Origin of the sequence: Bacillus sp. RIT 809 (assembly GCF_016892495.1) — a bacterium.
GTDB lineage: Bacteria > Bacillota > Bacilli > Bacillales > Bacillaceae_G > Bacillus_A > Bacillus_A cereus_U.
In genome coordinates, this window is sequence record NZ_JAFEMR010000029.1 from 33,207 (window position 1) to 57,874 (window position 24,668).

Below are 24,668 nucleotides of genomic sequence, written 5' to 3' on the forward strand. Positions count from 1 at the left end.
GTATATCACTGCGCAAATGAACAGGTGCAGTGATATATTTTTGAGTTGAAAAGTGTTTTGATAAGGTGGGAATGGATATGAAAGAGAAGATTAAGAGAGGTTGGGGAAAGTACATACTATTTATATTTGTCCTAGTAGTAACGTACCAGTCTTTCACTCTATGTAAAGTGGAAGGAAGATCAATGCAGCCAACTTTACATGAAGAAGACTACGTATTTGTAAATAAAGTCGCTGTACATTTTTCTAGCTTACAGCACGGAGAAATCGTCATTATTAAGGAAGAGGATGAGTCGAAATATTATGTGAAACGCGTAATAGGACTTCCTGGTGACGTAATTAACATAACGAATGGAACAGTATACGTAAATGACAAAAAGCAAGATGAACCTTATATAAATAAAGATTTATATAATAATACACAAGTGTTTTACAACTTTCAAAAGACAAAGATTCCGCCAAATAAGTTATTTGTAATGGGAGACAATCGTGAACATAGTAAGGATAGCCGAAATGGTTTAGGTTATATTGAAGAAGATAACGTTATTGGCAAGGTGGAATTTATATATTATCCTTTTTCGAAAATGAAAATACTAGACTAGTTTAGTATTTTTATTTTATTTTCATCAAAAAACAATCAATGAATTAGAAGTAACTTTTAATCCGCAGGTGCTCCTATAAAGAGGATGATATTTTCAAGTTAACGGTTAGGAAATAGAAAGGATATGACGATATGTATAAGTACACAATATGCTTCATTAGAAAAGGGGATAACATACTCCTTTTAAATAGAAACAAAAAGCCAACAATGGGAATGTGGAATGGCGTTGGAGGGAAAATCGAGGATAATGAAACGCCATATGAAGGAATAATTAGAGAAACGTTTGAGGAAACGGGTATAGAGCTTCATAGTGCAACGTATAAAGGGAATGTTATTTTTAAAGTTAAAGACGAGCCTCAGGATAGAGAGGGAATGTATGTATTCCTTGCTGATTTACGTGATGAAGTACATATTGATACGCCAGTAAGCACTGATGAAGGTATATTAGAATGGAAGTCAATTGATTGGATATTAGATGGTGATAATAGAGGTGTAGTTAGCAATTTGCAAAGATATTTACCGATATTATTAAAAGAGGACAACAATTTAGATCATATATTTACGTATGATAATCGGAATATTATTGAGTACACAACTGCTGTTTTGGCAGAAGATGATACGAAAAAACGATATGAAAAACATCTCATTTCTCAATAGGATAAGATGCGTTAAAATACTAAGAAAAAGCCAAATTCCAATAAAGAATTTGGCTTTTTTGCAAGGAATGCTAATTCAAGTTTTACTCTACATAATTCGCTTTTATAATAAAACGATGTTGCTTCACATCAAAATATCCTTTTTGCAAGATGATTTCATGTATGCGATACAATTCCTCATTATAGCTTTCTACTGTAAAATCAGGAATTTGCCACGGAATTGCTTGTAAGTAATAGACAACAGCACCGACATCATAAAAACGCTGAAGAGGGAATTCTTCTTTCGCTTCTAAAATAGTAAATCCATTTTGTTCTAATTCACTACATGCCGTTTTGAGTGACCAACTTGAAAATTCGCTATTCAGCGGTGTGCCAAACTGCTCATTAAGTTCCGCACAATCAAGACCACCGACTTGTTGTGTAAGAAATGTTCCATTGATGGAAAGACTTCTTTTCACTTCAGAAGCAGAATAGGATTCATGTTGATTCACAATTAAATCAAACTGACCATCTTGAAATGGTAAAGCAGTATCATCAGTCACTTCTACGACTATAACTCCTAAAGGTTCTAATTTCTTTCGTGCAATTGGGACATTCGGAGCATAGCCCTCAGTAGCATAAATAGTTGGCGGGAATGGTTGTAACATAGATAAAAACTCTCCGCCGCCAGTACCCATATCTAGCATAGATTTTGCACGCAGCATAAGTTGGAAAGCAGTACTGCCATATGACCATGATAAAGGCTCGCTCTTCATTCGGCCAGTTTCTGAAATGAAAGAAAAATCCCAGCCGCTAAAGTTTGTCTTTGCACTTTCTAATAAAGTTAAAAATAATGGATCATGTTTCATAATTTTGTCCTCCTATTTCGTTAATGAATGATATAGTAAGAAAAGAGAAATGGAGGACCTCTTATTAAAATGAAGCGGTTTTACGTTTCGTGTTCGAATAGATTCATATAAATTGGCTCCTTGCGAGAATGATTATTTATATATTCGGGATAATCGAGTGAAAATCCTTTGAAATGATAAGGGAAGGCAGTTGTTTAATGAAAAATTGGATGGAGTTTACAGACAAAGAGTACGAGCAAATTTGGGATAGGGTATATAGTGAGCTTGAGTTTTCACCAAGTATTTCTATATTCCCATCATTTAAGGTGCCAAGTCCTTTTGTAACATATGATATTTCCCATTACTTCGGAGAATCGGTAGATTTAAATGCATATGACGATCTGGAAGATAAAGCGGTACAAGTTTTTAAAGAAAATACAGCATTGAATGAATATATAATGGCACTTGATTGGCAACATGAATGTTATTGGGTGAATCCACACTTAGAGTTTGAAAGAAATGAATTTGATGAGTGGACTATCCCGATTTTTCCAAATGGAGATTATTATTTCTTTATTCAGAAGGATTTTAAGTGGGGCTATTTAGGTCATCCTTGGGAAAAGAGTATAACGATATTTGGAAAAGAACTAATAGAGAGCTTTGAACAAAGTAAGCCAGAAATGTTTCAAAATATATTAAGGCAGGGATAATGCTTTAAAGAGAAAAAACGCTTATACCTCATCTTTGAAGCATAAGCGTTTTTGTTTAAAATACTTAAAAACAAAAATCTTTTGGTAAAGTGCCATTTTTTATCATCGTTCTTAATCCATGTTTCATAATCCAAGGGTTAACAGGATGCTGTTTATCGAGTAATTGTTGCAACCATTGAAGAACGAGTTCGTTATTTTCTTTCGTAATATCATTAATGTGATTGGCTACAGATTTTTGAACATACTTAGAAGGGTCATTCATTAATGGCTCAAGAAGCTTTAAATTATTTCTGAAGTCACCTTTCAGAGCTCCTATTTTTTTTGCCCAAGGAAGTCTTGGTCTAGTACCTTCTGAAACTAATCTCCTAATGTGGCTATTTTCGTCACGTAACCACTGTTGTAATATGTCTAAGGTTTCTTCATGGTATTTTTCAAGATAAGGACGAATGGCATATTCAGCAGTATTTCTTTTTGTTATTTCATACATTGCGTTGAATGAGGAGTCAAAATCGTTAAGTCCATATTTTTCAACGTATTTTGCGATAGGCATGTACATGTATCCGTTTGTAAATGTGCCTACTTCTGTTGTGTTTTCTGGTCCTAATGTTTTCAGTAATATATGTATTGCTTCATTAAAATCTTTTTGTAATGCATTGTGTAATTCATCTGCTATTACTTCGACACGTTGCTTTAACTCTAAATTTTCAACTTTACATGTTACAGAATCTACAAAGTTTTTTTTAGAGAAATTAGACTCGTGTTTACAAATAGAATCAGCCATTTTTTCTGCTAATTCTTTATTGAATAAAAATTTTAATGGAACGTATTTCCCCATTTTTTCACCTCAGTGGTCAAATGAAAACAATTTTTATTTTTTAATCGACAATCCATACACCAACGTCTCACTAGGAGTCGTAATACTAAAACCAGTCGTTTTATAATCAAGTTTTAATGTATCACCAGTGTAGTCTGTCGTGAATGAGTCCATTTGTACAATAAGCTGTTCATCTTCATATACAACATCATCCGCATTATATGTATCCCAAATTAAATCAACATCAACAAAAATACTACAAGAGTTTGTCATTGTACCTCTAATGCGAATGATCTTTTTGTCTTCACGTTCTAGTCTATGTATAGCTGCTATTGCTTCATCAGTAATACGAATGTTCATGTAATCCCAACCTTTATTTATATTTCCTCTATTATTGCAAAAACAGTGGCAATAGGGAAGGGAGATGAATTGTAATGAAAAAACGAGCAAACAAATTTGTTTGCTCGTTTTGCTATATTTTATTCTATTTCAGTTCACATTTATCAAGTGGAATTACTTTCGTTTTCTTAATAAATTTATAACCTAACCATAGTACTAAGAAGAGTGGTAAACCGATGTAAGAAATAAGTACACCGTTCCAATCGATAGATGCTCCCGTAAATGCTCCGTAGTTTTGACCTAAAATAACGATAACACAAAGTGTAAATGCAAAGATTGGACCGAACGGGAACCATTTCGCTTGATATGGTAAATCTTTTAAATCTTTCCCTTGTGCAATATAAGCTTTACGGAAACGGTAATGACTAATAGCAATCCCTACCCAAGCGATAAATCCTGACATCCCAGAAGCATTTAATAACCAAATGTATACAACACCGTCACCGAATAAAGAAGCGATGAAAGCGACGCTACCAACTACTGATGTTGCGATTAATGCGTTAACAGGTACACCGCGGCTATCTAATTTGCCTAAGAACTTTGGTGCTTTTCCTTGGCGAGCTAAATCCCAAAGCATACGAGTTGATGCATACATTCCAGAGTTACCAGCAGATAGAACTGCAGTTAAAATAACAGCGTTCATAACGGAAGCAGCGAAGGCAACGCCCGCTTTTTCAAATACAAGTGTAAATGGACTTACTGTAACATCACTCGCTGCAAGGCTATCAGTCGTATAAGGAATTAATAAACCGATAACAAGAATTGCTAAAATATAGAATAATATAATGCGCCAAAAGATAGAACGAATTGCTTTCGGAATATTGCGTTCTGGATCAGCAGTTTCACCAGCAGCTACTCCTAATAATTCAGTTCCTTGGAATGAGAAACCAGCTGCCATAAATACACCGATAATTGCCATGATGCCGCCATTAAATGGTGCATCTGCAACAGTGAAGTTTTTAAAACCGACAGCTTCGCCGCCCATAATTCCAAAAATCATCATAAAACCGACAATTAAAAAGATAATAATAGTAACTACTTTAATAAGTGCGAACCAATATTCAGATTCACCAAAACCTTTAACAGATAAATAGTTTAAGAGAAAAATAATAGCTAAACAAAGTCCACTCCAAATAAGAGAAGGGGTATCTGGGAACCAAAATTTCATAATTAATGTTACGGCTGCTAGTTCAGCAGCGATCGTAATCGCCCAGTTATACCAATAGTTCCATCCAAGTGCAAAGCCAAGTGATGGATCAACAAATTTTGTTGCATAAGTACTAAAAGATCCAGTAACAGGCATGTAAGCCGCGAGTTCTGCTAAGCTTGTCATTAAAAAATAAACCATAATTCCAATTGCGGCATATGCGACTAATGCACCGCCAGGACCAGCTGAATGGATAACACCACCACTGGCAAGAAATAATCCGGTACCGATTGTACCACCGAGAGAAATCATCGTAAGGTGACGAGATTTTAATCCGCGTTTTAATTCACCTTGTCCTTGTGTAGTTTGCGTTTTAGAGGTAGATTGATTTGTTGCGCTATTCATGTTCAACACTCCTTTTCTTGTAGGTTAGGAAGGAGCGGGGGAGAAAAATACAAAAAACCGCCAAAGGAATTAGGCGGAACGTTTCACAAATAACCACCCCATCATACCCTTCCGTTAAGATAGCACACCACGTTTACACGGTAATTTTGTAAACGTGACAGTTCTGTTCCTTTCGGAGACAGCCCCAGCTCATATTTCCAGAGAAGAAATATAAACTTCGGCAACTTTTCCTTTCAAACGGAGTCAGTGACATTCGCTGTGTCTCGTCCATTTTACTTTTAAAAGTCGCAACCTCTACCTCATCGGATTGATGAGGATTTATATATTGCTATGATTTTTAATATATGGCAATTGTAATGATTTTCTGAATATATTGCAAGGGATTTTGTTAGGAAAAGTCAAAAATTATCGGTTATTGTATAGGAAACGCTTGCAAAACTCCACCCGAACCTACTGTTATGTAACAATAAGCAAAGAAAAAATTGTTATACAAAAGTTTCGCAAAAAATATTGAAAAACCCTTTAAAATTAAATGAAAATTCAGAAAATATAATTCGACATAAATATCAAAAGGGGATTAGTTTTTTATTTTGTTTCAAAGAATAAATATATATGTATACGAAAAAGAATGAATATTCTATATATTTATAGTAAAATTGAAGTATTGTTTAATTGAAAAGGGGACGTCGTTATGAAATTAGAAACTGAAAGATTACATATTATCCCATGTGCGGAAGAATGGGTTCAAATTGCGAATAATCAAGGATACAATAGTGGCCCGCATATTTTAGGGCATATAGAAAATGTGAAACAAGATGCGGCTTTATTACCGTGGGGCGCGTGGTATGTTATTCGGAAAGAGGATGATGTTGTTCTAGGTGATATAGGATTTAAAGGGAAACCGAACGAGCAACATACAGTAGAAATTGGTTACGGATTTATTGAGAAATATTGGAATAAAGGGTATGCAACAGAAGCAGTTAGTGAATTAATGAAATGGGCTTTTCAAACAGGAGAAGTGGAAACGATTATAGCGGAGACACTCCTTGATAACTATAGCTCTATTCGTGTATTAGAGAAATTACATATGAAAAGAGTAAATAGTACTGAAACAATGATAAATTGGAAGATTGAAAAATAAAGAATACCGCTCGAAGTAAATCGGGCGGTATTTTGCGTAATTACGGTAGCATTTGTTTTTGATCTTTCGGATAACCAACTGTCGATGTGTTAGAACGATTTGAGTGATTACGGACAGCGATGAAAAGGGAAATGATAACGACCAGACCAACTGCAACGTAAGAAAGTGTAATAATAGTTGGATCAACTTTAAATGATGTAAGTAATGTACGTATATTCGTAAAGATAATAAGTCCACCAACGAGTACGCCAAGTAAATGCGAAGGAACGATGCGTACTAACCATGCTGCGATTGGTGCGGCAACAATACCACCGAGCATTAGGGCAAATACCCAAACCCAGCTTATTTGTTCCCAACCAAGTGAGATGAAAAAGCCGATTGTTGCAGCGAGTGAAACAGGAAATTCGCTCGTATCTACAGATCCAATAACTTTTCTAGCATCATTTCCTTTTGCAAGAAGAACAGGTGTCGTAATAGGTCCCCAGCCACCACCGCCAGTTGAATCAACAAATCCTGCGAACAGACCGAGCGGTACAAGTTGTTTAGCAGACATACGCTTATTCGAAGTGACAATTTGTTTTTGAATGATGAATCGTAATAAAATATAAACCCCTAAAGTAAATAAAAATAAGGAAATATACGGTTTAATTACATCGCCAGGTAAATTACTTAAAAAACATGCCCCAACAAATGCACCAATTGCTCCAGGTAATGTAAGTCTGGAAACTGTATATTTATCAACGTTTCCAAATCGGATGTGAGATGCACCAGAAGCCGCAGTTGTAACGACTTCAGCTAAATGAACCGATGCAGATGCAACAGCCGGTGCGATACCAAACATTAATAATAAAGAGGAAGACGTTACCCCGTACGCCATTCCAAGTGCTCCATCAATCAATTGAGCGAAAAATCCGATAATAGCAAAGATAATTAATTTCTGCATAAATAATCCCCCTGTAATAATAAATAAAAAGGCACTTTTCCCGTATGAGAAAAGTGCCTTTGGTTTTTCCAATCAGCAATATTTAAATTTGTTTTATTATAATACATATTAATCATATAAATCAACTAGGTTTTAAATTTTTTTGAATTGAATGAAATAAAAAGAAAATATACAATAAAAGGATGGAGAGAAAGGGGAGAAAGAAAATGTTAACATTTGATCATCTCGTTCACGCAGTTCATTGTACGCCTGAGGAGGCGACAAAACAAATGCAGGCACTAGGTTTTCATACTGCGTTAGGCGGTGAGCATACAAACTGGGGGACTTGGAATAGTTTATGTTACTTTGATTTATCATATATAGAATTTTTAGCAGTTAAGCATGAAGAAAAAGCGAAAGAAGCAGAAAATCCATTAGTACAGGAAACGGTTGTTAAATTGCAAAATGGAGAAGGGATGCTACAAATCGCAATTCGAACAGATGAAATTGAAGAACTAGCAGTTAAGCTTAACAAGCACGGCTTACATACGATAGGACCATTTGAAGGAAAACGTATAAGGAAAGATGGCCGTCTTTTAGAATGGAAAATGTTATTTGTAAAGCAAGAAGAGAACGGACCGAAATTACCTTTCTTTATACAGTGGAATGAAACGGATGAAGAAAGAAGAAACGATTTACGTAAAATAGGGACGATCACTGAACATAAAAACAAAGTACAACAAATTGAAACGATTCATTACGCAGTGAAAAATGTTCGAGAAACGGTGCGGAAATGGGAAGAAGTAATGGAGCTAACTGCAAGCTCAGTCATGAAAAATGAAGAATGGAATGCGGAGTGTCAAAGTGTATTGTTTGGTGGTATTAGTGTGCAGTTTTGTGAACCAGTAGGGGGAGGTCTAGTGCTAGAACATTTGAATAAGAATGGTGAAAATCCATTTGCAGTGGAATTTAAAGGGAAAAATAAACGAGAGTATGAAGTGTTAGGTAGTATGTACGTATATTAATAGAGGTGAGTTTTGTGGAAGAAATGTTAAGAGAGATAGAGAGAAAACTAGGGTGGCCTCGAATTGTAAAATGTACAGTTATTTCAAAAGGGTTTTCACATGAAGAGAAATATAAAGTGGAATTAGAAAACAGAGTAACGTATTTTATAAAAGTATGTGATGCTGTTAACTTTGAACGAAAACAAGAAGAATATACGTATATGAAACAATTAGAGTCATTACATATTCCAACGCCGAAGTTAATTCATTTCATAAAACTTGAGGAATTAAATAAATGTGTTCAAGTATTTGAATGGACCCGAGGTGTAAATGGTGAAGAGGGCTTAAGTAAGCTATCGGCGGAAGAACAGTATAATGCAGGAAGAAAAGCAGGAGAAGTACTAAAGAGGATTCACTCAATTGAAAGAGAAAGTGCAAGTGCAAGTAATAAATGGGAAACAATTAGATGGAATAAGTACGAAAGATATATAGAAGCATTAGCAGATTATGAGGTGAATTTTCTGGATTTGAAGCCCGTATTAACCTTTGTAAAAAATCATAAAGATTTATTGAAAAATCGTCCAATCACATTTTTACACGATGACTTCCATCCAGCAAATAGTATGATTCATAATAATGAATTTATCGTTATCGATTTTGGTGGATATGATTTTGGCGATCCAATACACGATTTTTATAACGTAGCGATTTTTACTACGAGAATAAGCAAACCCTTTGCGGTTGGACAAGTTCACGGTTATTGCGAAGGTGAACCGTCGCTCTATTTTTGGAAACTGTACTCATTGTATGCAGCGATGACATTCCCGGCGGATATTGTGTGGACGAACCGAAGCACACCGCATTTAGTAGATGATATGAAGGAGAGATTAAACCGAATTTTAGAAGACCATAATCATTTTTTATCCTATATTCCGAAATGGTATCAATCATATCATATGGATATAATAAGCAATAAATAACGGAGGGGTTCATTTGGATAAAATAGCGATAATTTCAGATATTCATGGTAATATTCCGGCTTTAGAATCAGTACTGCAAGATATTAAATTAAGAGGAATCAAACGCATTATTTGTCTTGGAGATTTAGTAGGAAAAGGTCCTCATTCTAGCGAAGTGATTGAAATCATTCGTAAAGAATGTGAAGGAGTTGTAATGGGGAACTGGGATGATTTCATTACAAAGCCAACTGAATTTGAAGCGTTAAAATGGCATCAAAAACAACTGTCAGAAGAACAAAATGAATATTTAAGGAGTTTACCATTTTCCATCGATTTTTATATGAGCGGGAAACTCATTCGTATGTTCCACGCTTCACCGAGAAGTTTATATGAAAGAGTTCAACCACACGCTTCAAGAGAAGAGCGTGTTAGTATGTTCGAAAATAGCGATCTGACGGAAAATATAGAAGGGGAAAGAAAACCAGATGTCGTTTGCTACGGTGACGTTCACCAAGCGTTCGTTCAAAATTTCAGAGGGAAAACGTTATGTAATGCTGGTAGTGTAGGAAACCCTCTTGAAATTACACAAGCTTCCTATTTAATTTTTGAAGGAATTTACAATGAAAAAGAAGCAGCGAGCTTTTCCATTCAACTCGTACGTGTACCGTATGATATTGAATTAGCAATTCGATTAGCAGAAGAGCTGGATATGCCAGAAATTGAGGAATACAAGCAAGAGTTACGGACTGCTTTATATCGAGGGTTTAAAGGGAAATAAGGAATATGTATATCAATAAAAATATACCGACAAGTAGTGACATTTTTATTTATCATAATTTTGTTATGTAAACAAAAATGAGGAGGTCATATCGTGCATCGCCAAAAACGAATGAAAGAAATTGCTGATCATATTTTAACGTTAAACTTAACTCATCCAATAAGAGTTGGAGTGAGTGGTATTACAGCCTCAGGAAAGACAGCATTTGCAAATGAACTAGCGGAGGAATTGAAACAGTGCGGAGTACCAGTAACACGTGCAAGCATTGATGATTTTCATAACCCGAGAGCAATTCGCTATACACAAGGTAAAGAATCAGCAAGAGGGTATTACGAAGATGCACACGATTATACAGCTTTCAAAGAAAGATTATTAAAGCCTTTAGGACCTAGCGGGAATTTACAGTATGAAACGATTTCTCATAACTTAATAACGGATGTCTCTGTACATAATGAGCCGCTAGTGGCCTTGTCAAATATGGTGCTAATAGTAGATGGAACATTTCTATTGAAAAAAGACATTGAGCATCTATTTGATTATAAAATTTTTGTAGATACCGATTTTGAGATTGCGAGAAATCGTGGTGCAAAGCGAGAAACCGAAGCGTTTGGGAGTTATGAAGAAGCAGAGAAGATGTTTTTGAACAGGTATCATGCAGCTTGTAAGATGTATATAGACGAGCATAATCCGAAAGAGTGTGCGGATGTTGTATTTCAGAATAGTGATTTTGAGAATCCGGAAGTTGTATGTAAAGGAATATAAAATCGTTTATATAGCAGAATAATAAGGTGGAAAGGGTGTAGCTATCTATGCTTGAAACGCTACCAAATATAGATGTACTAAAAGTTATTATAGTTTTGAATGAGTCAAAATAATGAACTGAAATACTTTATCTCTATAAACATGAAATTTAAAAACAAAAAATAGTGTTATAATTTGTGAAAGGAGATGTTTTGGATGGATAAAAAAGATAATCTAAACGATTGGCCTGTATGGGCGAATGAGTCAGTAGAGATAGTTCATGCAAATCCTGATTGGCAAGATAAAGGGAGATGTGAAGAACAGCAACTTTATGAACTGCTTACTCCTCTCGGTATAAGTAAGGTAATACATATAGGAAGTACATCCATACCTGGTTTACCTGCAAAACCTATAATTGATCTAATGGCTGAAACAGACTCATTTGATAGAGTAATAGATATTGCAGCTGAATTGACTATATATGATTGGCATTATGTAAGCCCTGAATTAGATGAAAGACCTTGGAGAAGGTTCTTTGTGAAGGTTAAGAATAATAGGCGTGTAGCTCATCTGCATTTGATGGTTAAAGGAACTGAGCGATGGGAGCAACAACTTTTATTTCGTAACCGCTTACGAGAAAATCCACAATTAGTTTATGATTATTCAAATCTAAAGCAAGAGTTAGCAAAAAAGTTTAACCAAGATAGAGAAGCATATACAAAAGCTAAAACAGAATTTATTAAACAAGTTCTAAAATGATTCGAATTTTGATTGTAACTACGTTTGAATACAAATGAAAAAACATACTTTATTTTATAATTTAAACTTATATAAAATGCATGTAAACAAAGTGAGAAGCTTTGGTGTTCCAATGTATTTCCTTTTATTTCTCGGGAGAAATTTTATATAATTGAATCAATTTCATAGAAGGATAGATACTTAGTGAAAATGATTTTAGAAATCTACTTAATTTTATGAAATGAATTGCAGGGAGATAAGGTAAAAGGGGAAATATAAAAAAATCTTTAAAAGGGGACAGGAAATATAATGAATGAAGTACAAGAATTAAAACAAGAACTACAACAAATTAAAAATAATAATTATGCTGTACCAGAAGATGTAGACGCATATCCATATGCACAGTGGATGCTAGATTATATCGGATCACCTGATGCTGAATTACGTGACGAATTAATTTATAGTACGCTTCACAAATGGATTACAAATGATGTGTTTAGACAAAAAGAATTACGAGGATTAATGTTACAAGCAATTAGTCCTGACTATTTATTTTATAAAATTGGTGAAAAGGGAACAGACTCTGTTTTTAAACGTGCGTTCTCCGTATTAATTCCACCACTTATATTATCTGTTCATGAAAGAGAACCATTGCTATCTGAAGAACAACTGTACAGTGTAGCAGAACAAGTGCTGGAATATGTCTATTTAGAAGAAGATGTAAGGGGTTACGTAGAAGGAAAAGGTTGGGCACACTCAACTGCACATGCGGCTGATGCACTAGATGCTTTAGCACGCACAATACGAAATCGTGAGTTTTCATATGCAATCCTTGCTGCCGTTCGTCAGAAGGTTCGATTGAATGACTACGTATACATACACTTTGAGGATGAGAGATTAGTAACGCCAATTATGTCGTTACGGAACCAAAATCTTTTAACTGAAGAAGAATGGAGCAACTGGCTACATAGTATAGTAATTGTTGAAGACATTCCGCATCCCCAGCATGATATTTTAGTACAAAATATTAGAGCTTTCTTAAGAAGTTTATATTTCAGAGTTTTAGAGACAGAGGGTAGTATGGCCTTTACAGATGATATATTGGAGACTTTGAAGAAATTGCGTAGGTATTAAAAATCGTCCATACTTAGAAACAAAGAGAAAATATTAATTTTGGAAAATTTATTAGAAATTTATTTTTACATTGTACCCTTTCAGTATAGGCTGAAAGGGGTGTCATATGAAAAAATTATTGAAGATAGTAAAAATTATATTTTTTGTGTGTAGTAGCATTATGTTTCTTGGAACAGGCGCTGTATTTATATATCATAACTATCAATTAAGAATGGAATCGAAATTAATAAATAATGAAGGTGAATTTGTTAATTTCAATAATAAAAAAGTGAATGTTTATAATGAGGGGAGCGGGGAGGATACGTTTGTATTTATGGCCGGATCTGGAATTGCCGCTCCTGTTTATGAATTGAAAGGCTTATATAGTAAATTTTCGAAAGAAAACAAGATTTCTGTAATTGAGAGAGCTGGTTATGGATACAGTGATGTTTTTCAAGATGATAGAGATATTGATACGATACTAGAACAAACGAGAGAAGCACTTATTCAAAGTGGAAATAAACCACCATACATTTTAGTACCACACTCTCTATCGGGAATAGAGGCTATTTATTGGGCACAAAAATATCCAAGTGAAGTAAAAGGGATTATTGCGTTAGATATTGGTTTACCTAAACAGTACGTAACTCATAAAATAGGCAGGGTTGATTCATTAAAAATAAAAGGGATGAATATTTTAACGAAAATTGGTTTTCAGAGATTAGTTCCCGCTATTACTTATAATCCCGAAGTCATTAGACAATCCTTTTTAAACGAACAGGAAAAAGATATTTATAAAGCGCTTACATATAAGAGGGCTTTTAATGATGATATGAAGCAAGAGCTGTTACAAAGCTACAATAACGGTAAAAAATCAAATTCCTTATCAATCCCAAAAGAAACACCTATTTTATTTATAGATGCGATTGCTAGGCAATATAAAGATTCGAAGTATACAAAGCAAAAAAACGAAGATTATAAGGAGTTTGCTAGCAAATTATTGATAGCTGATGTGAAAATAATTGAAGGTACACATAGTATTTATTTATACGCTCCTGATGAAATATACAAAATTACCATGGATTTTATTAATAATAAAGTAGCGAAAAACTAAGCTATTGTTATTTTAATGACGGAAGGTCTACATGATGAAAGAATATAACATATTAATTGTTGAAGACGATTTAATTATAGGTGATTTATTACAGAAAATTTTGCAGCGGGAGAAATATAATGTGTGTTGGAAGAAAGAAGGAAAGGAAGTTTTTGATGTAATTCATGAAATAGACTTAGTCATAATGGATGTTATGTTACCAGGTGAAGATGGTTATCAAATTACAAAGAAAATAAAAAATCTAGGATTAAATATCCCAATTATTTTTCTATCGGCTCGGAATGATATTGATAGTAAACTAAAAGGTCTGACTATTGGAGAAGAATACATGATAAAACCTTTTGATCCTAGAGAATTACTGTTAAGAATTCAGAAAATGTTAGATAATCAATATGGTACTTTCACGCAAATTAAACATTTATTTATAGATGCAGAATATAAAAGGGTTTTTATTAATGGTTTGCGTGATGAAGTTGCGTTTACTGCGATTGAGCGTAAAATATTCTTCTATTTGTATGAAAATAGAGATAGAATTCTAACAAAAGAACACTTCTTTGATTACTTATGGCAACTCGAAGATAGAAATCAAAATATAATGAACGTACATATAAAGAAAATTAGGACCAAAATCAATGATAAAACAGGTGATATTATTCAGAATATATATGGAGAAGGGTATAGATTAAATACCTATATGAAGAAATGAACTTAAAGAAGAAATATCAGTTACTACTATTCTCTGCTATTATTAGCGTACCTCTGTTATTGTTGTCGATTAGTATCTTTGTATCAGTTATTTATAATGCTGCCTTTAAAACTAAAAATAAGAACATTCCTTTTCACGAATCCTTTGCATATCCTACTATGTTAATCATATTTTTATTATCACTATTAGTATTAGCTTTTTTATTTTCAAAATCGATTAACTCATTATTAAATAAAATTAATGTATTAAATCAAACGATTCGAGATTTAGCAAGTGATAAAAAAATCCCTAATATAATAGATGTCAAAATCGATGATGAGATGGGGGAACTGATTAAATCAGTAAACTTGCTTATAGAAAGAACGACTTATCGAGAATTAGAACTACAACAACAAGAACAAATAAAAAAAGAACTATTAAATAAATTACGGCATGATATTAATACACCCTTAACTGCGGTTAGATTACAATTATATTATTTAGAAGGCGAATACGAAGGACAAGCACCAGTACTTGAATCAATGTATGGGCAGATACAATATATAAGTGATTTAACTAACGAATTTAATATTCAATCTACAGAGACATTAGAGAATACTTATATTGTGAAGGATGAAGTGAATATACAAAATTTAATAGAAAACATGGTTAAAAAATGGAGCTATTTGTATAGCATTCATAAAATTGAATTAGTATATAATCCACAAGATAAAGAGTTGATATGGAATAGTAATGAGTTATGGATTCAAAGGCTATTTGATAACATTTTTCAAAATGTGCTTAAACATTCACAAGCTAAAAAACTCAAAATCATTATAGATGAAGATATTGTTTCCTTTAGAGATAATGGAATTGGCTTTGATATAAATGTCAAAGGAACGGGAATAGGATTAAAAAATATTGAAGATATATCAAAGATGTTCAATATAAAATACACTTTACAATCAAATAGTGAGGGGACGATGCTTTCTTTTAAAAACACTCAAAAAAATATATAAATTTCATTTTGAATTTCTAGTTTAAGTTTTATTAATAACGCCTATCATGTCGTTACGGAACCCAAACCTTTTTACTGAAGCAGAGGGGGATACTGCCTTTACAGATGATATATTGGAAACTTTGAAGAAATCGCGTAGGTTTTAAAAAAGGGGAATATTTGGTCCATCACTCGATCCCATCATAAATGAGCATTTCAGCAAAGAATAAGAGTTAAAAAAAACGATCTTTTCTGTAGGCTCCTACAAAAAGGATCGTTTTTATAGTTAAATTGAAATTTCAGACTAAATAAGATTGCTGTTAAAATAGAATGTTGATTTCTGCCGATTGCTTTGGAATTTATGCAGTACTTCTGTCTTTTCGAGAAGATTTCTTTCTTCAAGTTTTGGTGCAATAAAACGATATATTACGTTTATTAGACTAGAAAAGAGCACTTCCATTATGAAAGTAAATATTTCTGGTTGCTTTTTGCAGACACGATTATATGAGTCTAAAAAAGCATAGTTTTTGTAAATTCAATATTTGCTTTAGAGAATTTTTGGATCTCAGAATGTCCAAGATTTAAAGATTATTTACATCTATTTTAATTTTTTTGCACCAGAACTGTTTATACTATTTGTAGGATTTTCTGCTTTTTTGTCGAATATACTTAATGCAAGGAGGGACATTACATGATTATTAAAGATTATTTCATCAATCTTTCTATTTTTTCTCTATTAGTTAGCGCAGCAATATTTATTCAAGTGTTTACGATTCATTCCAGGCGATATTTTGAAAAATTCTATGGAGGGATTATCGCAGTTACTTTGATGTTCTTTTCTTTTCCGTACATGGGATTTTCCTACGATCTTAGAGTTGTTCCTCTTATTTTATCTTTTATTTACTTTGGTCGCATTGCTGGTTGGATTACATTAATTAGCATTATTATAATGCGTATCTTTTACATTGGTGGGTATTGGGAGCCACCTGTGATTGCATATTTAAGTATGAGTATCCTATTTGCTACTTTTAAAACATATTTTAAAAACCTTCATCCTTTTAAAAGTGCATCTTTATATTTTTCTGTTTTTGTGGGAATAAAGTGGTTAGTTGGTTTATGTTTTAATACTACATTGCTTTACACTGGAGGCTTATTATATATAGCTTTAGGACTTCTAATCGGGCTCTTTCTTATGGAAGCTTACCAGAGATTGTATTATTTAACACAAGATTTATCTAAAATAAATCGAGAATTAATTAAATCGAAGCAAGAACTCACAGATACCGTACATGAACTTCAAGGCGGGATTTTTAAATTTAAAAAAGTGGGTAAGCACTTTATACACACTTTATGTGATGGGCAGTTTTATTATCAAAAAGGATTTTATTCTGAACAGGTGGTAGGAAAAAGCTTACGCACTATTGATGCTTCTATTGTTCCTCCACATTTAGTTCCACAATTGATGAAGCATTATCTTCAGGCATGGGAAGGAAAAGAAATTATATTCGAATTACCCTGGCCAAATGATAAAACTATTATTCTTATTGCGCTTAGGCCGATTAAACGAAATGGACAAGTTATTGAAGTTGTTGGTTCTACAGTCGATATAACCAAAAGGAAAAAGGTAGAATCAGAATTAAGAGCTACCAAAGAATTACTGGAATCGTTTGTAAAGCATAATGTAGATGCTATTACCATATCTGATCGAGAAGGGCATATTTTACAAGCCAATAAAGCTTATGAAAAGATATTTGGGTGGTCATCACAAGAAATCATAGGTAAGAGATTACCTTGTGTACCAGATTTCTTAATGGATGAATCACTTGAAAATATTCAGAAAATTCTAACGGAGGAATCCATAGTTACTAGATTAGAAACGATTAGACAACGTAACGATGGAAGTCTTCTTGATGTCAGTCTGACAGTTTCTCCTATACTAGATGTAAGAGGAAATGTGATAGCTTTATCAGCAATATGTAGAGATATTTCTGAAAGAAAACAAGCAGAAAGAGAAAGGCATCGATTACACCAACAATTAAGAGATAGTGAAATGAAGTACCGTGCACTAATCGAACAAGCAACTGACGCAGTATATGTAGTAGAGCTGAATGAAGATCATGTTCCAAGTCGATTTATTGAGGTAAACCCTGTTGGGTGTAAAAGATTTGGGTATAGTAGAGAAGAACTGCTCTCGTTGCCATTTCCAAGTGTTGTACCACAAGATTCTCGATTGATCGTAAGGTTACTAGAAAAAATTAGAGAGGGACAAACTTCCTTCACTTTGCAAGATGAATATGTTTTTCCAACAAGAAAAATAATAACAACTGAGTTTAGTGTCCGTGTTTTTAACTTAAATGGTAAAAAAGTTTTCCTAAGCATTTCTCGTGATATTACTGAACGGTTAAAAACAGAAGAATTACTACGAAAATCTGAAAAACTTGCTGTCGTAGGACAATTAGCGACTGCAATGGCTCATGAAATTAATAATCCATTAACCGCAATGAAAGGGTTTATGCAATTACTAAAATCAACGGGAAATGAGAATGATCAGGGTTATATAAATATAGTATCATCAGAGATTGAGCGTATAGAAAGTATTACAAATGAATTTATGGCGGTAGCTAAACCACAGGTGGTAAAGATACAACCTAATGATATTGGTGTGCTAATGGATCAAGTTTTGACGCTACTGCAACCTCAAGCAATGATGAATAATATACAAATTAGAATCGATTTTACACCTGATATTCCATTGATTCCATGCGAAGGAAATCAATTAAAACAAGTATTTGTTAATATTTTAAAAAATGCAATTGAATCCATGCCAACGGGAGGCGAAATTCTGATTCAAATTGATAAACTTGATAATGATCAAATAATCATTCGTTTTATGGATCAAGGGTGTGGAATTTCAAAAGAACGTATACCATATCTAGGAGAACCTTTTTATAGTATTAAGGAAGAGGGCATTGGTTTAGGATTAATGATCTGCTATAAAATTATCGAAACACATCACGGAAAGGTATTTATTGAGAGTGAAATAAATAAAGGAACAACGGTTGAAGTTACTCTCCCTATTTGTACCATTCAAAATTAATATATTTCCTTACAAAAATTCTCTAAAGAAATTTATAAAAATATAATGCTATTTTCGTCTAATGAAATAGAAAAAGCGTATAAGGTACTTTAAAATTCAAAGTGTTTATATGAACAAAATAAATAAACAATAGAATGGAATTATGAATGGACATTGTCTTAGGAAGTGCTACGTTACTAACACGAGGTGCTTATGTATATGCAATTATGGATTGTATAATAGATGAATATAGTAAAGAAGCCTAGCTAAAGACTAAAGAAACAGCTAATCAAGCAACTATTAATCACTTTAAAACAGAAAAAAATATGGATGTTGTCATTACTAAGATTGGTTTCTCAGGAGAATATGCGACACCTGAGATTTAATTAGAGAGACATGTCTCTGGCAATGAAAAACAAAAGATTTCTGCTACTGTTAATTCTTCAGAAGATTATTGAGTTAAAGCCACAGTTAAAAACTAAATTTACTAACTGCTCTTTTTAAGTTTCCTGAATAGGCCTCACTATACTTTTAATGGTTCGGATGCAAAAAAATTCTAAGACTCTTGCAAGCAAAGTCCTGAATTTGGATTAGCTATTGCAAAATCATTGATTGAAATGCACAAGAGATAAAATGGTGAGAGGGGGCGCGCAGACGGCAAGCAGGGTAGTGAATTTTGGTTTACGCTTCCCATCGCATCAGAAAAAATAAGACCGCTGAAAGACTTTTGTAATATTTATGTTATAAAAATGAAAGACCTTCTTGCTAACATACTACTACACAGTATGTTACAGGAGGTTTTTTACTTTATGAAAAGAAAATATGTATGGTTTATAGGCGGTTTGATAATTGTAATGGGGGTTTTATGGTCATTGTTCCGACCAGAGAAATTATTTATTGATAAGCAAGTGAATGAAGCATTGCCACAAACAGAAGTACAATCAAATGAAACAAAGCAACAAAGTGATCGAGTAATAAGTGAAGGAAGGTTTCAAAATGGTGTTCATGAAACAATTGGAACGGCAGCAATTCATCAATTAGCGGATGGAAAACGTGTTTTACGACTTTCTGATTTTAAAACATCTAATGGGCCGGATGTGCGAGTTGTATTAGTTCCTACGAATCGTTTGAAAAATAATGAAGACGTGAAAAACTATCAGTATATTGAATTAGGAAAATTAAAGGGAAATAAAGGAGACCAAAACTACGAAATTCCTGAAGGGATAGATGTAAGTGCATATGGTTCGGTTTCTGTTTGGTGTAAGAGGTTTAATGAAAACTTTGGTGCTGTTTATTTTAAGAAGTAAATATGGACTTAAAAGTGGGTTTGTGTAACACATGTATAATTTTATAGAGAAAGAAGACGATTAAATACAAAATAACAGTAACCAATAGATTTAGGAATTAATAGTACTTGTTTTTTATTTGGATAGATACGAAATATATATGCCTGCTTCACTAATATGGTGTGCACCTCATTTTTAAATAGGATGCCTACAATATCTTTCTATTCATGATAATGGTTGCGGGTTTGATATTCAAAGGCTGGATCGACCAGGATTCCCTTTTGGTGAAAATGATTCCAGAGGGTTTATGATGGGATCATTTTTAGCAAACGTACAATCAGATGTGGGAGGAGTGGCAATCGTTTGCATCGGGTGTGGCTTGGATCAATCATTGCATTGGCTACAATTCGAATATGGGGAGAAATAATTCCACGTGCAATCCTGCTCATTTTGCATGGATAATGTGTATCACCCTAGTGTTTGTAATTCCTGATGTCCGGGTATTACAGAATTTCGCTTATTCATTCATGCTACATTTTCAACTCATTGATTGGCCTGTTATAAATCAACTTCTATGTATGGTAGGAGGATTATTATGGGGAGCGACAGCACATTGGTTTATCAGCAACGGAGTCGGGGAGCATGTGTGAATTGTGGGCGTCAAAATGAATAGTAATATTAAGTATATAAAAAAAAGAGAAGAACTCACCAATGTTCTTCTCTCTTTTTATATGTAATTAGGGTTTCCATAACTGTAGATATGGATGGTGTAAATTAATGGATGAATAATTTACTCTTAAAATTATAACAGAACAAATAAAGATTTTGATATGTAATATTGCATCTTATAACCAACTTTTATACTGTTATAATGATAGAGATAAATTCTACAGCATTTTTCGAAGTACTAAATAGCAAATGAACATGAAATTTCTCGTAAATAAAAAAGGAAGAGAATTATAAAAATTCCCTTCCTTTTTTATATGTTCATAGATTTAGTGATATAGAAGAGATGTCCGGATTAAATTTCAACTACGTAATTCTTCCGAATATCCAAATAAAAGGAATCAAAAATACTAACACATTTAATAGTATCCCGATTTTCGCTCCGATATTTTTATCTACTACATAGGAAAAAATAGCTAAGATAAATCCAATTGGACAAAGAAATACAGGTAAAAGTATAGAGACTCCAACAAATTCAGTTAAAATAATTTTGTATGCAACATTAACAATAGATAAAATCAATAAAACCGGTATTAAAATCGGTATAATTGTGCCTATTCTATTTTTCTTTATCATAATATCCTCTTTTTTATTCAAATAAAATACATTGACCTATAAATAGAAAAGAAAAAACACTGTTATTAAGCTAGTGTTTTTTCTTTTCTTCCTACTTGATAAGAAGTTTATAAATAATAAATTATTGCTGATAAGATAAATACAAATAATACATAGTTAAATATTTTCGCTGTGCCATTCATTATTTTTACTATATTACTTAATAATCCAATTGTACAAAGACTGAATATCACCATTATGGATCCTATAAATTTAATTGAATAACATTAATATATAGATGTTATATTTTAAATAATTTATATAAAATTACAATAATTTAATGTGAATTATTTTCGTATCAAAGGGTACACCTTTTGAAGTGGCGTGATTTCTATGAAAAACAATGTGTCAAAAAGTTGGAGATAACATTTTGAAGTAGGGGTACCTCCACATGCCCATCAACCTAGCAGAAGAGCTTGTCCCAAAAATGATAAAAACGAACTTTGTTTCTACAAAAGACATAAAACAATAAACACGTACTTCATATTTACTTTTGTTGTGGACGATAAAAAGCATCTACCAATTGATTATACTCGCTTCTTGAAATTTCTTTATTATACAGTTTAATTAATAACTCTTTATGCGCCTTCGAAAACGCTATTTTATCAATAAATTTTGGATACATACGATCATTTTCTCCCTGTCTGATAAATTATTCTGTTGAATTCCGTCTATTTCCCCTGAATATTTTAAAAAATAAACCAACAATGTTTTATGAAATATTACATATCGAAATGATTGGACATTTTATAAGCGCTTACTATTATGAAAATGACAACAACCCTTCATTTCTCCTATGAAGAGGGTGAAGCAAAAACATTAAACTATTATATTTAAAGTTTAATCTACATGAATCGACATGGAAAGACTTTTTTAGACGAAATTATACATAATTTTATGTAATTGTACATATCCAAATAAAGTAAAAATGTATTTAAAGTATCATTGGTCTTAATATCTCATGGCACTGGTGGTTCACCATTAGTTTATCGAACGATTGCTCGTCACTTGGCTCGTAACGGATTTGTTGTGGAAATGCTTGAGCATCCATTCAATAATCGAAACGACAATACATTGGAAGGTACAGTCGATAATCTAACTATTAGGCCAAAACATATTTCTATGGCGATTGATTGGTTCTTTAATAGTGAAGATTTTACAAAGGTTTTAAAACCTGATTCTGTTTCAGTCATCGGACATTCTATGGGAGGATACACAGCATTAGCAGCATCAGGAGGAATATCAACCTCTTTCCCTTATGAGTCTTTTGATGAGAAATCTCATCTTATCAATGTTACACCTGATTACAGAATAAAATCTTTAGTTCTTTTAGCGCCAGCTTCAGTTTGGTTTAAAACAAAAGGGGCTTTGGAAGGCATAAACATCCCTATTTTGATGCTTGTTGGGGAGAAAGATCGATTTACACCTTATTTTCATGCGGAAATTATATTGAACGGGATAACTGACAGTACTAAAATTCAACATAAAATAGTTGAGAACGCAGGACATTTTTCGTTTCTTAGCCCGTTTCCAAAAGAAATGACGAATGCGTCTTTTCTTCCGTCGCAAGATCCACCTGGTTTTAATCGAGAATATTTCCATCATGAACTAAATGAAGAGATTACAGAATTCTTATTAAAGAATATACAATAATAAGAGACGTTTGATAAAGATTAGGACTATGTATCTGAAAAAACAATTGATCTATTCACAAAGCATTCTCGTTAAACAAATGGAACCATAAATTTTCTCATTTTACTTTCCTGATCCTACATGAACATGTAGAAACTGACCACTTAGTAAAGCATACTCTAGTTGAAATTTTACACTAGCATTTTGGCTACTCCGATCCAATCCTGATATGTAGAAGCAAATTCATAAAATCTTAAAATATTTTATAATACAGTGTAAAGATATGGTGAAAATAGATTGTTTACAAAGTTGGAATTTTGCTTGAAAAACAAAATTGCTGCTGAAGTAAATAGTGGTATAAATCCTTTTAAACTATACACAATAAAAATACTGAAAAGTCTTTTCGAGGGGAGTCAATGTTGTGTTCTCTATATTTAAATTTTTAAAACAAGGACGTTATTCTATAAATGATTCGGAGAACAGAAATTCAAATGTTCAGAAAGAAACTATGGGAAATCATAATATCAGCTGTGACTTATTCCAAAACACAAATGATCTTCAAAAGTTTTTTCAACAAGCTCCTGATTTGGTAATTCGTCAATTTCAACTAGTAAATAAATCAGAAGCCGCTTTGATATACTTATCTGGATTAACAGATAAACAATCTATTCATAATAATATACTGCCCCCTTTGATGCATAACCCATTTGATGTTAGTAATGGTCTACCTGTCACAATAGGAGAAATTCAAACAATCAATACTTGGAATCAAGTCGAAAATGCTATTTTTCAAGGGGATAGTATTTTATTAATTCACGGTCAAAACACAGGGTATCAACTAAATACAAAAGGATGGCCACAAAGAGATATAACAGAACCTAGAAATGAAATATCTCTAAAAGGGACGCATCAAGGGTTTGTAGAAACATCTAGTCAGAATATAGCTTTAATACGAAGATATATTCCTAATAGAGAGTTAGTATTAAAAGAGGTTTTAATTGGAAGTAGAGGGAAGACCAAAGTATCTATTTTATATTTAAGAGATGTAGCTTCTCAAGATGTACTTAAGGAATTGGAAAATAGATTTCAAAATATTAAGGTGGACTCGATTATTAATACTGGCGAAATAATTGAATTTATTGAAGATAATCCATATTCACCCTTTCCGCAGTTTATCTTGACCGAAAGACCAGATTCAACTGTATCACACATCCTTCAGGGGAGATTCGCCATTGTTGTGGATCGAAGTCCCAATGTTTTGATTGCCCCCATAAATTTCATTTCCTTCTTTCAATGGATAGATGACTACAACACACGTTGGTTAGTATCTTCCTCTGTTCGATTACTACGTTTTATAAGTTTTTTTATAGCCTTATTGTTACCTGCAACATATGTAGCGTTTATTTCATTTAATTATGAAGTTATTCCTGTACAGCTTTATTTATCAATTGCAGAATCGAGAGAACGCGTTCCGTTTCTTCCGGTGATAGAAGCTTTACTTATGGAGATTACCTTAGAAATGATGAGAGAGGCTGCCCTTCGTTTACCCACTCCCATTAGCCAGACCGTAGGGATTGTTGGAGGT

General features: G+C 33.2%; 25 protein-coding genes, 3 pseudogenes and 1 riboswitch. Of the genes and pseudogenes, 18 read left to right on the top strand and 10 right to left on the bottom strand.

From position 1 onward, the window contains the following. Window positions 1-77 precede the first annotated feature (77 nt). Window positions 78-599, top strand: coding sequence for a signal peptidase I (lepB, locus tag JTF23_RS23605; protein ID WP_204209869.1), 522 nt, complete (start codon window positions 78-80; stop codon window positions 597-599). 131 nt (window positions 600-730) lie between these two features. Beyond that, a complete protein-coding gene (locus JTF23_RS23610) occupies window positions 731-1,255 on the top strand; it encodes an NUDIX hydrolase (protein WP_016095735.1) in 525 nt (174 codons plus the stop codon). Window positions 1,256-1,337: 82 nt separating this feature from the next. Here JTF23_RS23610 and JTF23_RS23615 read toward each other — a convergent pair whose 3' ends face one another. After that, complete coding sequence (locus JTF23_RS23615) at window positions 1,338-2,102, bottom strand: class I SAM-dependent methyltransferase (protein ID WP_204209870.1); 765 nt, start codon at window positions 2,100-2,102, stop codon at window positions 1,338-1,340. A 197-nt stretch (window positions 2,103-2,299) separates the two neighbouring features. On the opposite strand from JTF23_RS23615, the gene JTF23_RS23620 reads away from it, so the two are divergent. Next, window positions 2,300-2,791 (top strand): DUF2716 domain-containing protein, encoded by a 492-nt coding sequence (locus tag JTF23_RS23620; RefSeq protein ID WP_204209871.1) that lies wholly within the window; start codon window positions 2,300-2,302, stop codon window positions 2,789-2,791. A 64-nt stretch (window positions 2,792-2,855) separates the two neighbouring features. Here the strand turns inward: JTF23_RS23620 and JTF23_RS23625 are convergent, their stop codons facing one another. The 3 genes from JTF23_RS23625 to JTF23_RS23635 form a co-directional block, all read right to left on the bottom strand. Then, window positions 2,856-3,626: a DNA alkylation repair protein gene (locus tag JTF23_RS23625; protein ID WP_204209872.1), complete on the bottom strand. Its 771-nt coding sequence runs from the start codon at window positions 3,624-3,626 to the stop codon at window positions 2,856-2,858. 33 nt (window positions 3,627-3,659) lie between these two features. After that, window positions 3,660-3,965, bottom strand: coding sequence for an iron-sulfur cluster biosynthesis family protein (locus tag JTF23_RS23630; RefSeq protein WP_204209873.1), 306 nt, complete (start codon window positions 3,963-3,965; stop codon window positions 3,660-3,662). 124 nt (window positions 3,966-4,089) lie between these two features. Then, window positions 4,090-5,556: an amino acid permease gene (locus tag JTF23_RS23635; RefSeq protein WP_204209874.1), complete on the bottom strand. Its 1,467-nt coding sequence runs from the start codon at window positions 5,554-5,556 to the stop codon at window positions 4,090-4,092. Window positions 5,557-5,668: 112 nt separating this feature from the next. Then, window positions 5,669-5,861: riboswitch (Lysine riboswitch) on the bottom strand. Between the two features lie 386 nt (window positions 5,862-6,247). Here JTF23_RS23635 and JTF23_RS23640 point away from each other — a divergent pair. Next, window positions 6,248-6,697: a GNAT family N-acetyltransferase gene (locus JTF23_RS23640; RefSeq protein ID WP_016105306.1), complete on the top strand. Its 450-nt coding sequence runs from the start codon at window positions 6,248-6,250 to the stop codon at window positions 6,695-6,697. Window positions 6,698-6,737: 40 nt separating this feature from the next. Here JTF23_RS23640 and JTF23_RS23645 read toward each other — a convergent pair whose 3' ends face one another. Continuing rightward, window positions 6,738-7,640 (bottom strand): sulfite exporter TauE/SafE family protein, encoded by a 903-nt coding sequence (locus tag JTF23_RS23645; RefSeq protein ID WP_078174743.1) that lies wholly within the window; start codon window positions 7,638-7,640, stop codon window positions 6,738-6,740. 206 nt (window positions 7,641-7,846) lie between these two features. On the opposite strand from JTF23_RS23645, the gene JTF23_RS23650 reads away from it, so the two are divergent. From JTF23_RS23650 to JTF23_RS23690, 9 genes are all read left to right on the top strand, one after another. Beyond that, entirely contained in the window at window positions 7,847-8,644 is a 798-nt protein-coding gene (locus tag JTF23_RS23650; protein WP_204209875.1) for a VOC family protein, read from the top strand. Between the two features lie 14 nt (window positions 8,645-8,658). After that, window positions 8,659-9,603, top strand: a complete 945-nt coding sequence (locus JTF23_RS23655) for an aminoglycoside phosphotransferase family protein (RefSeq protein ID WP_204209876.1) — start codon at window positions 8,659-8,661, stop codon at window positions 9,601-9,603. 13 nt (window positions 9,604-9,616) lie between these two features. Continuing rightward, on the top strand, window positions 9,617-10,360 hold the full coding sequence (locus JTF23_RS23660) for a metallophosphoesterase family protein (RefSeq protein ID WP_204209877.1): 744 nt from the start codon (window positions 9,617-9,619) through the stop codon (window positions 10,358-10,360). Window positions 10,361-10,453: 93 nt separating this feature from the next. Next, window positions 10,454-11,122, top strand: coding sequence for a nucleoside/nucleotide kinase family protein (locus JTF23_RS23665; protein ID WP_204209878.1), 669 nt, complete (start codon window positions 10,454-10,456; stop codon window positions 11,120-11,122). Between the two features lie 195 nt (window positions 11,123-11,317). Further along, window positions 11,318-11,860 carry a GrpB family protein gene (locus tag JTF23_RS23670; protein WP_078181714.1) on the top strand — a complete coding sequence of 181 codons (543 nt, stop codon included), beginning with the start codon at window positions 11,318-11,320 and terminating at the stop codon, window positions 11,858-11,860. A gap of 288 nt (window positions 11,861-12,148) precedes the next feature. Further along, window positions 12,149-12,973 carry a DUF2785 domain-containing protein gene (locus JTF23_RS23675; protein ID WP_204209879.1) on the top strand — a complete coding sequence of 275 codons (825 nt, stop codon included), beginning with the start codon at window positions 12,149-12,151 and terminating at the stop codon, window positions 12,971-12,973. 106 nt (window positions 12,974-13,079) lie between these two features. Beyond that, the gene (locus JTF23_RS23680; protein ID WP_078182190.1) at window positions 13,080-14,066 is read left to right on the top strand and encodes an alpha/beta fold hydrolase; all 987 of its coding nucleotides are present in this window, start codon (window positions 13,080-13,082) and stop codon (window positions 14,064-14,066) included. Between the two features lie 34 nt (window positions 14,067-14,100). After that, window positions 14,101-14,772 carry a response regulator transcription factor gene (locus tag JTF23_RS23685; protein WP_078182189.1) on the top strand — a complete coding sequence of 224 codons (672 nt, stop codon included), beginning with the start codon at window positions 14,101-14,103 and terminating at the stop codon, window positions 14,770-14,772. Then, window positions 14,769-15,770: a sensor histidine kinase gene (locus tag JTF23_RS23690; RefSeq protein WP_204209880.1), complete on the top strand. Its 1,002-nt coding sequence runs from the start codon at window positions 14,769-14,771 to the stop codon at window positions 15,768-15,770. Before JTF23_RS23685 ends, JTF23_RS23690 begins: the two co-directional genes overlap by 4 nt. 288 nt (window positions 15,771-16,058) lie before the next feature. Here JTF23_RS23690 and JTF23_RS28275 read toward each other — a convergent pair. Further along, window positions 16,059-16,321 (bottom strand): annotated as a pseudogene (locus JTF23_RS28275) (hypothetical protein); the annotation flags it as partial. A 118-nt stretch (window positions 16,322-16,439) separates the two neighbouring features. Here JTF23_RS28275 and JTF23_RS23695 point away from each other — a divergent pair. The 3 genes and pseudogenes from JTF23_RS23695 (at window position 16,440) to JTF23_RS23700 (ending at window position 20,131) form a co-directional block, all read left to right on the top strand. Then, window positions 16,440-18,845 carry a PAS domain S-box protein gene (locus JTF23_RS23695; RefSeq protein ID WP_204209881.1) on the top strand — a complete coding sequence of 802 codons (2,406 nt, stop codon included), beginning with the start codon at window positions 16,440-16,442 and terminating at the stop codon, window positions 18,843-18,845. A gap of 566 nt (window positions 18,846-19,411) precedes the next feature. Then, window positions 19,412-19,557 (top strand): annotated as a pseudogene (locus tag JTF23_RS28410) (sensor histidine kinase); the annotation flags it as partial. A gap of 76 nt (window positions 19,558-19,633) precedes the next feature. Further along, entirely contained in the window at window positions 19,634-20,131 is a 498-nt protein-coding gene (locus JTF23_RS23700) for a DM13 domain-containing protein (protein WP_078182186.1), read from the top strand. 41 nt (window positions 20,132-20,172) lie between these two features. Here JTF23_RS23700 and JTF23_RS28160 read toward each other — a convergent pair whose 3' ends face one another. The 3 genes from JTF23_RS28160 to JTF23_RS23720 all read right to left on the bottom strand — a co-directional run bounded on the left by JTF23_RS28160 (window position 20,173) and on the right by JTF23_RS23720 (window position 22,076). Further along, entirely contained in the window at window positions 20,173-20,298 is a 126-nt protein-coding gene (locus JTF23_RS28160; RefSeq protein WP_307839251.1) for a helix-turn-helix domain-containing protein, read from the bottom strand. 844 nt (window positions 20,299-21,142) lie between these two features. Then, the gene (locus JTF23_RS23715; RefSeq protein ID WP_078182184.1) at window positions 21,143-21,412 is read right to left on the bottom strand and encodes a hypothetical protein; all 270 of its coding nucleotides are present in this window, start codon (window positions 21,410-21,412) and stop codon (window positions 21,143-21,145) included. A 526-nt stretch (window positions 21,413-21,938) separates the two neighbouring features. After that, on the bottom strand, window positions 21,939-22,076 hold the full coding sequence (locus JTF23_RS23720; RefSeq protein ID WP_000283272.1) for a hypothetical protein: 138 nt from the start codon (window positions 22,074-22,076) through the stop codon (window positions 21,939-21,941). A 320-nt stretch (window positions 22,077-22,396) separates the two neighbouring features. Between JTF23_RS23720 and JTF23_RS23725 the strand changes: the two genes are divergently transcribed. Further along, window positions 22,397-23,104: an alpha/beta hydrolase family protein gene (locus tag JTF23_RS23725; RefSeq protein ID WP_078181837.1), complete on the top strand. Its 708-nt coding sequence runs from the start codon at window positions 22,397-22,399 to the stop codon at window positions 23,102-23,104. Between the two features lie 105 nt (window positions 23,105-23,209). Here JTF23_RS23725 and JTF23_RS28415 read toward each other — a convergent pair. Further along, window positions 23,210-23,435, bottom strand: a pseudogene (locus tag JTF23_RS28415) (IS4 family transposase); the annotation flags it as partial. 69 nt (window positions 23,436-23,504) lie between these two features. Between JTF23_RS28415 and JTF23_RS23730 the strand changes: the two are divergent. Then, the coding region (locus JTF23_RS23730; protein WP_204209882.1) for a spore germination protein at window positions 23,505-24,668 on the top strand (1,164 nt) is incomplete at its 3' end.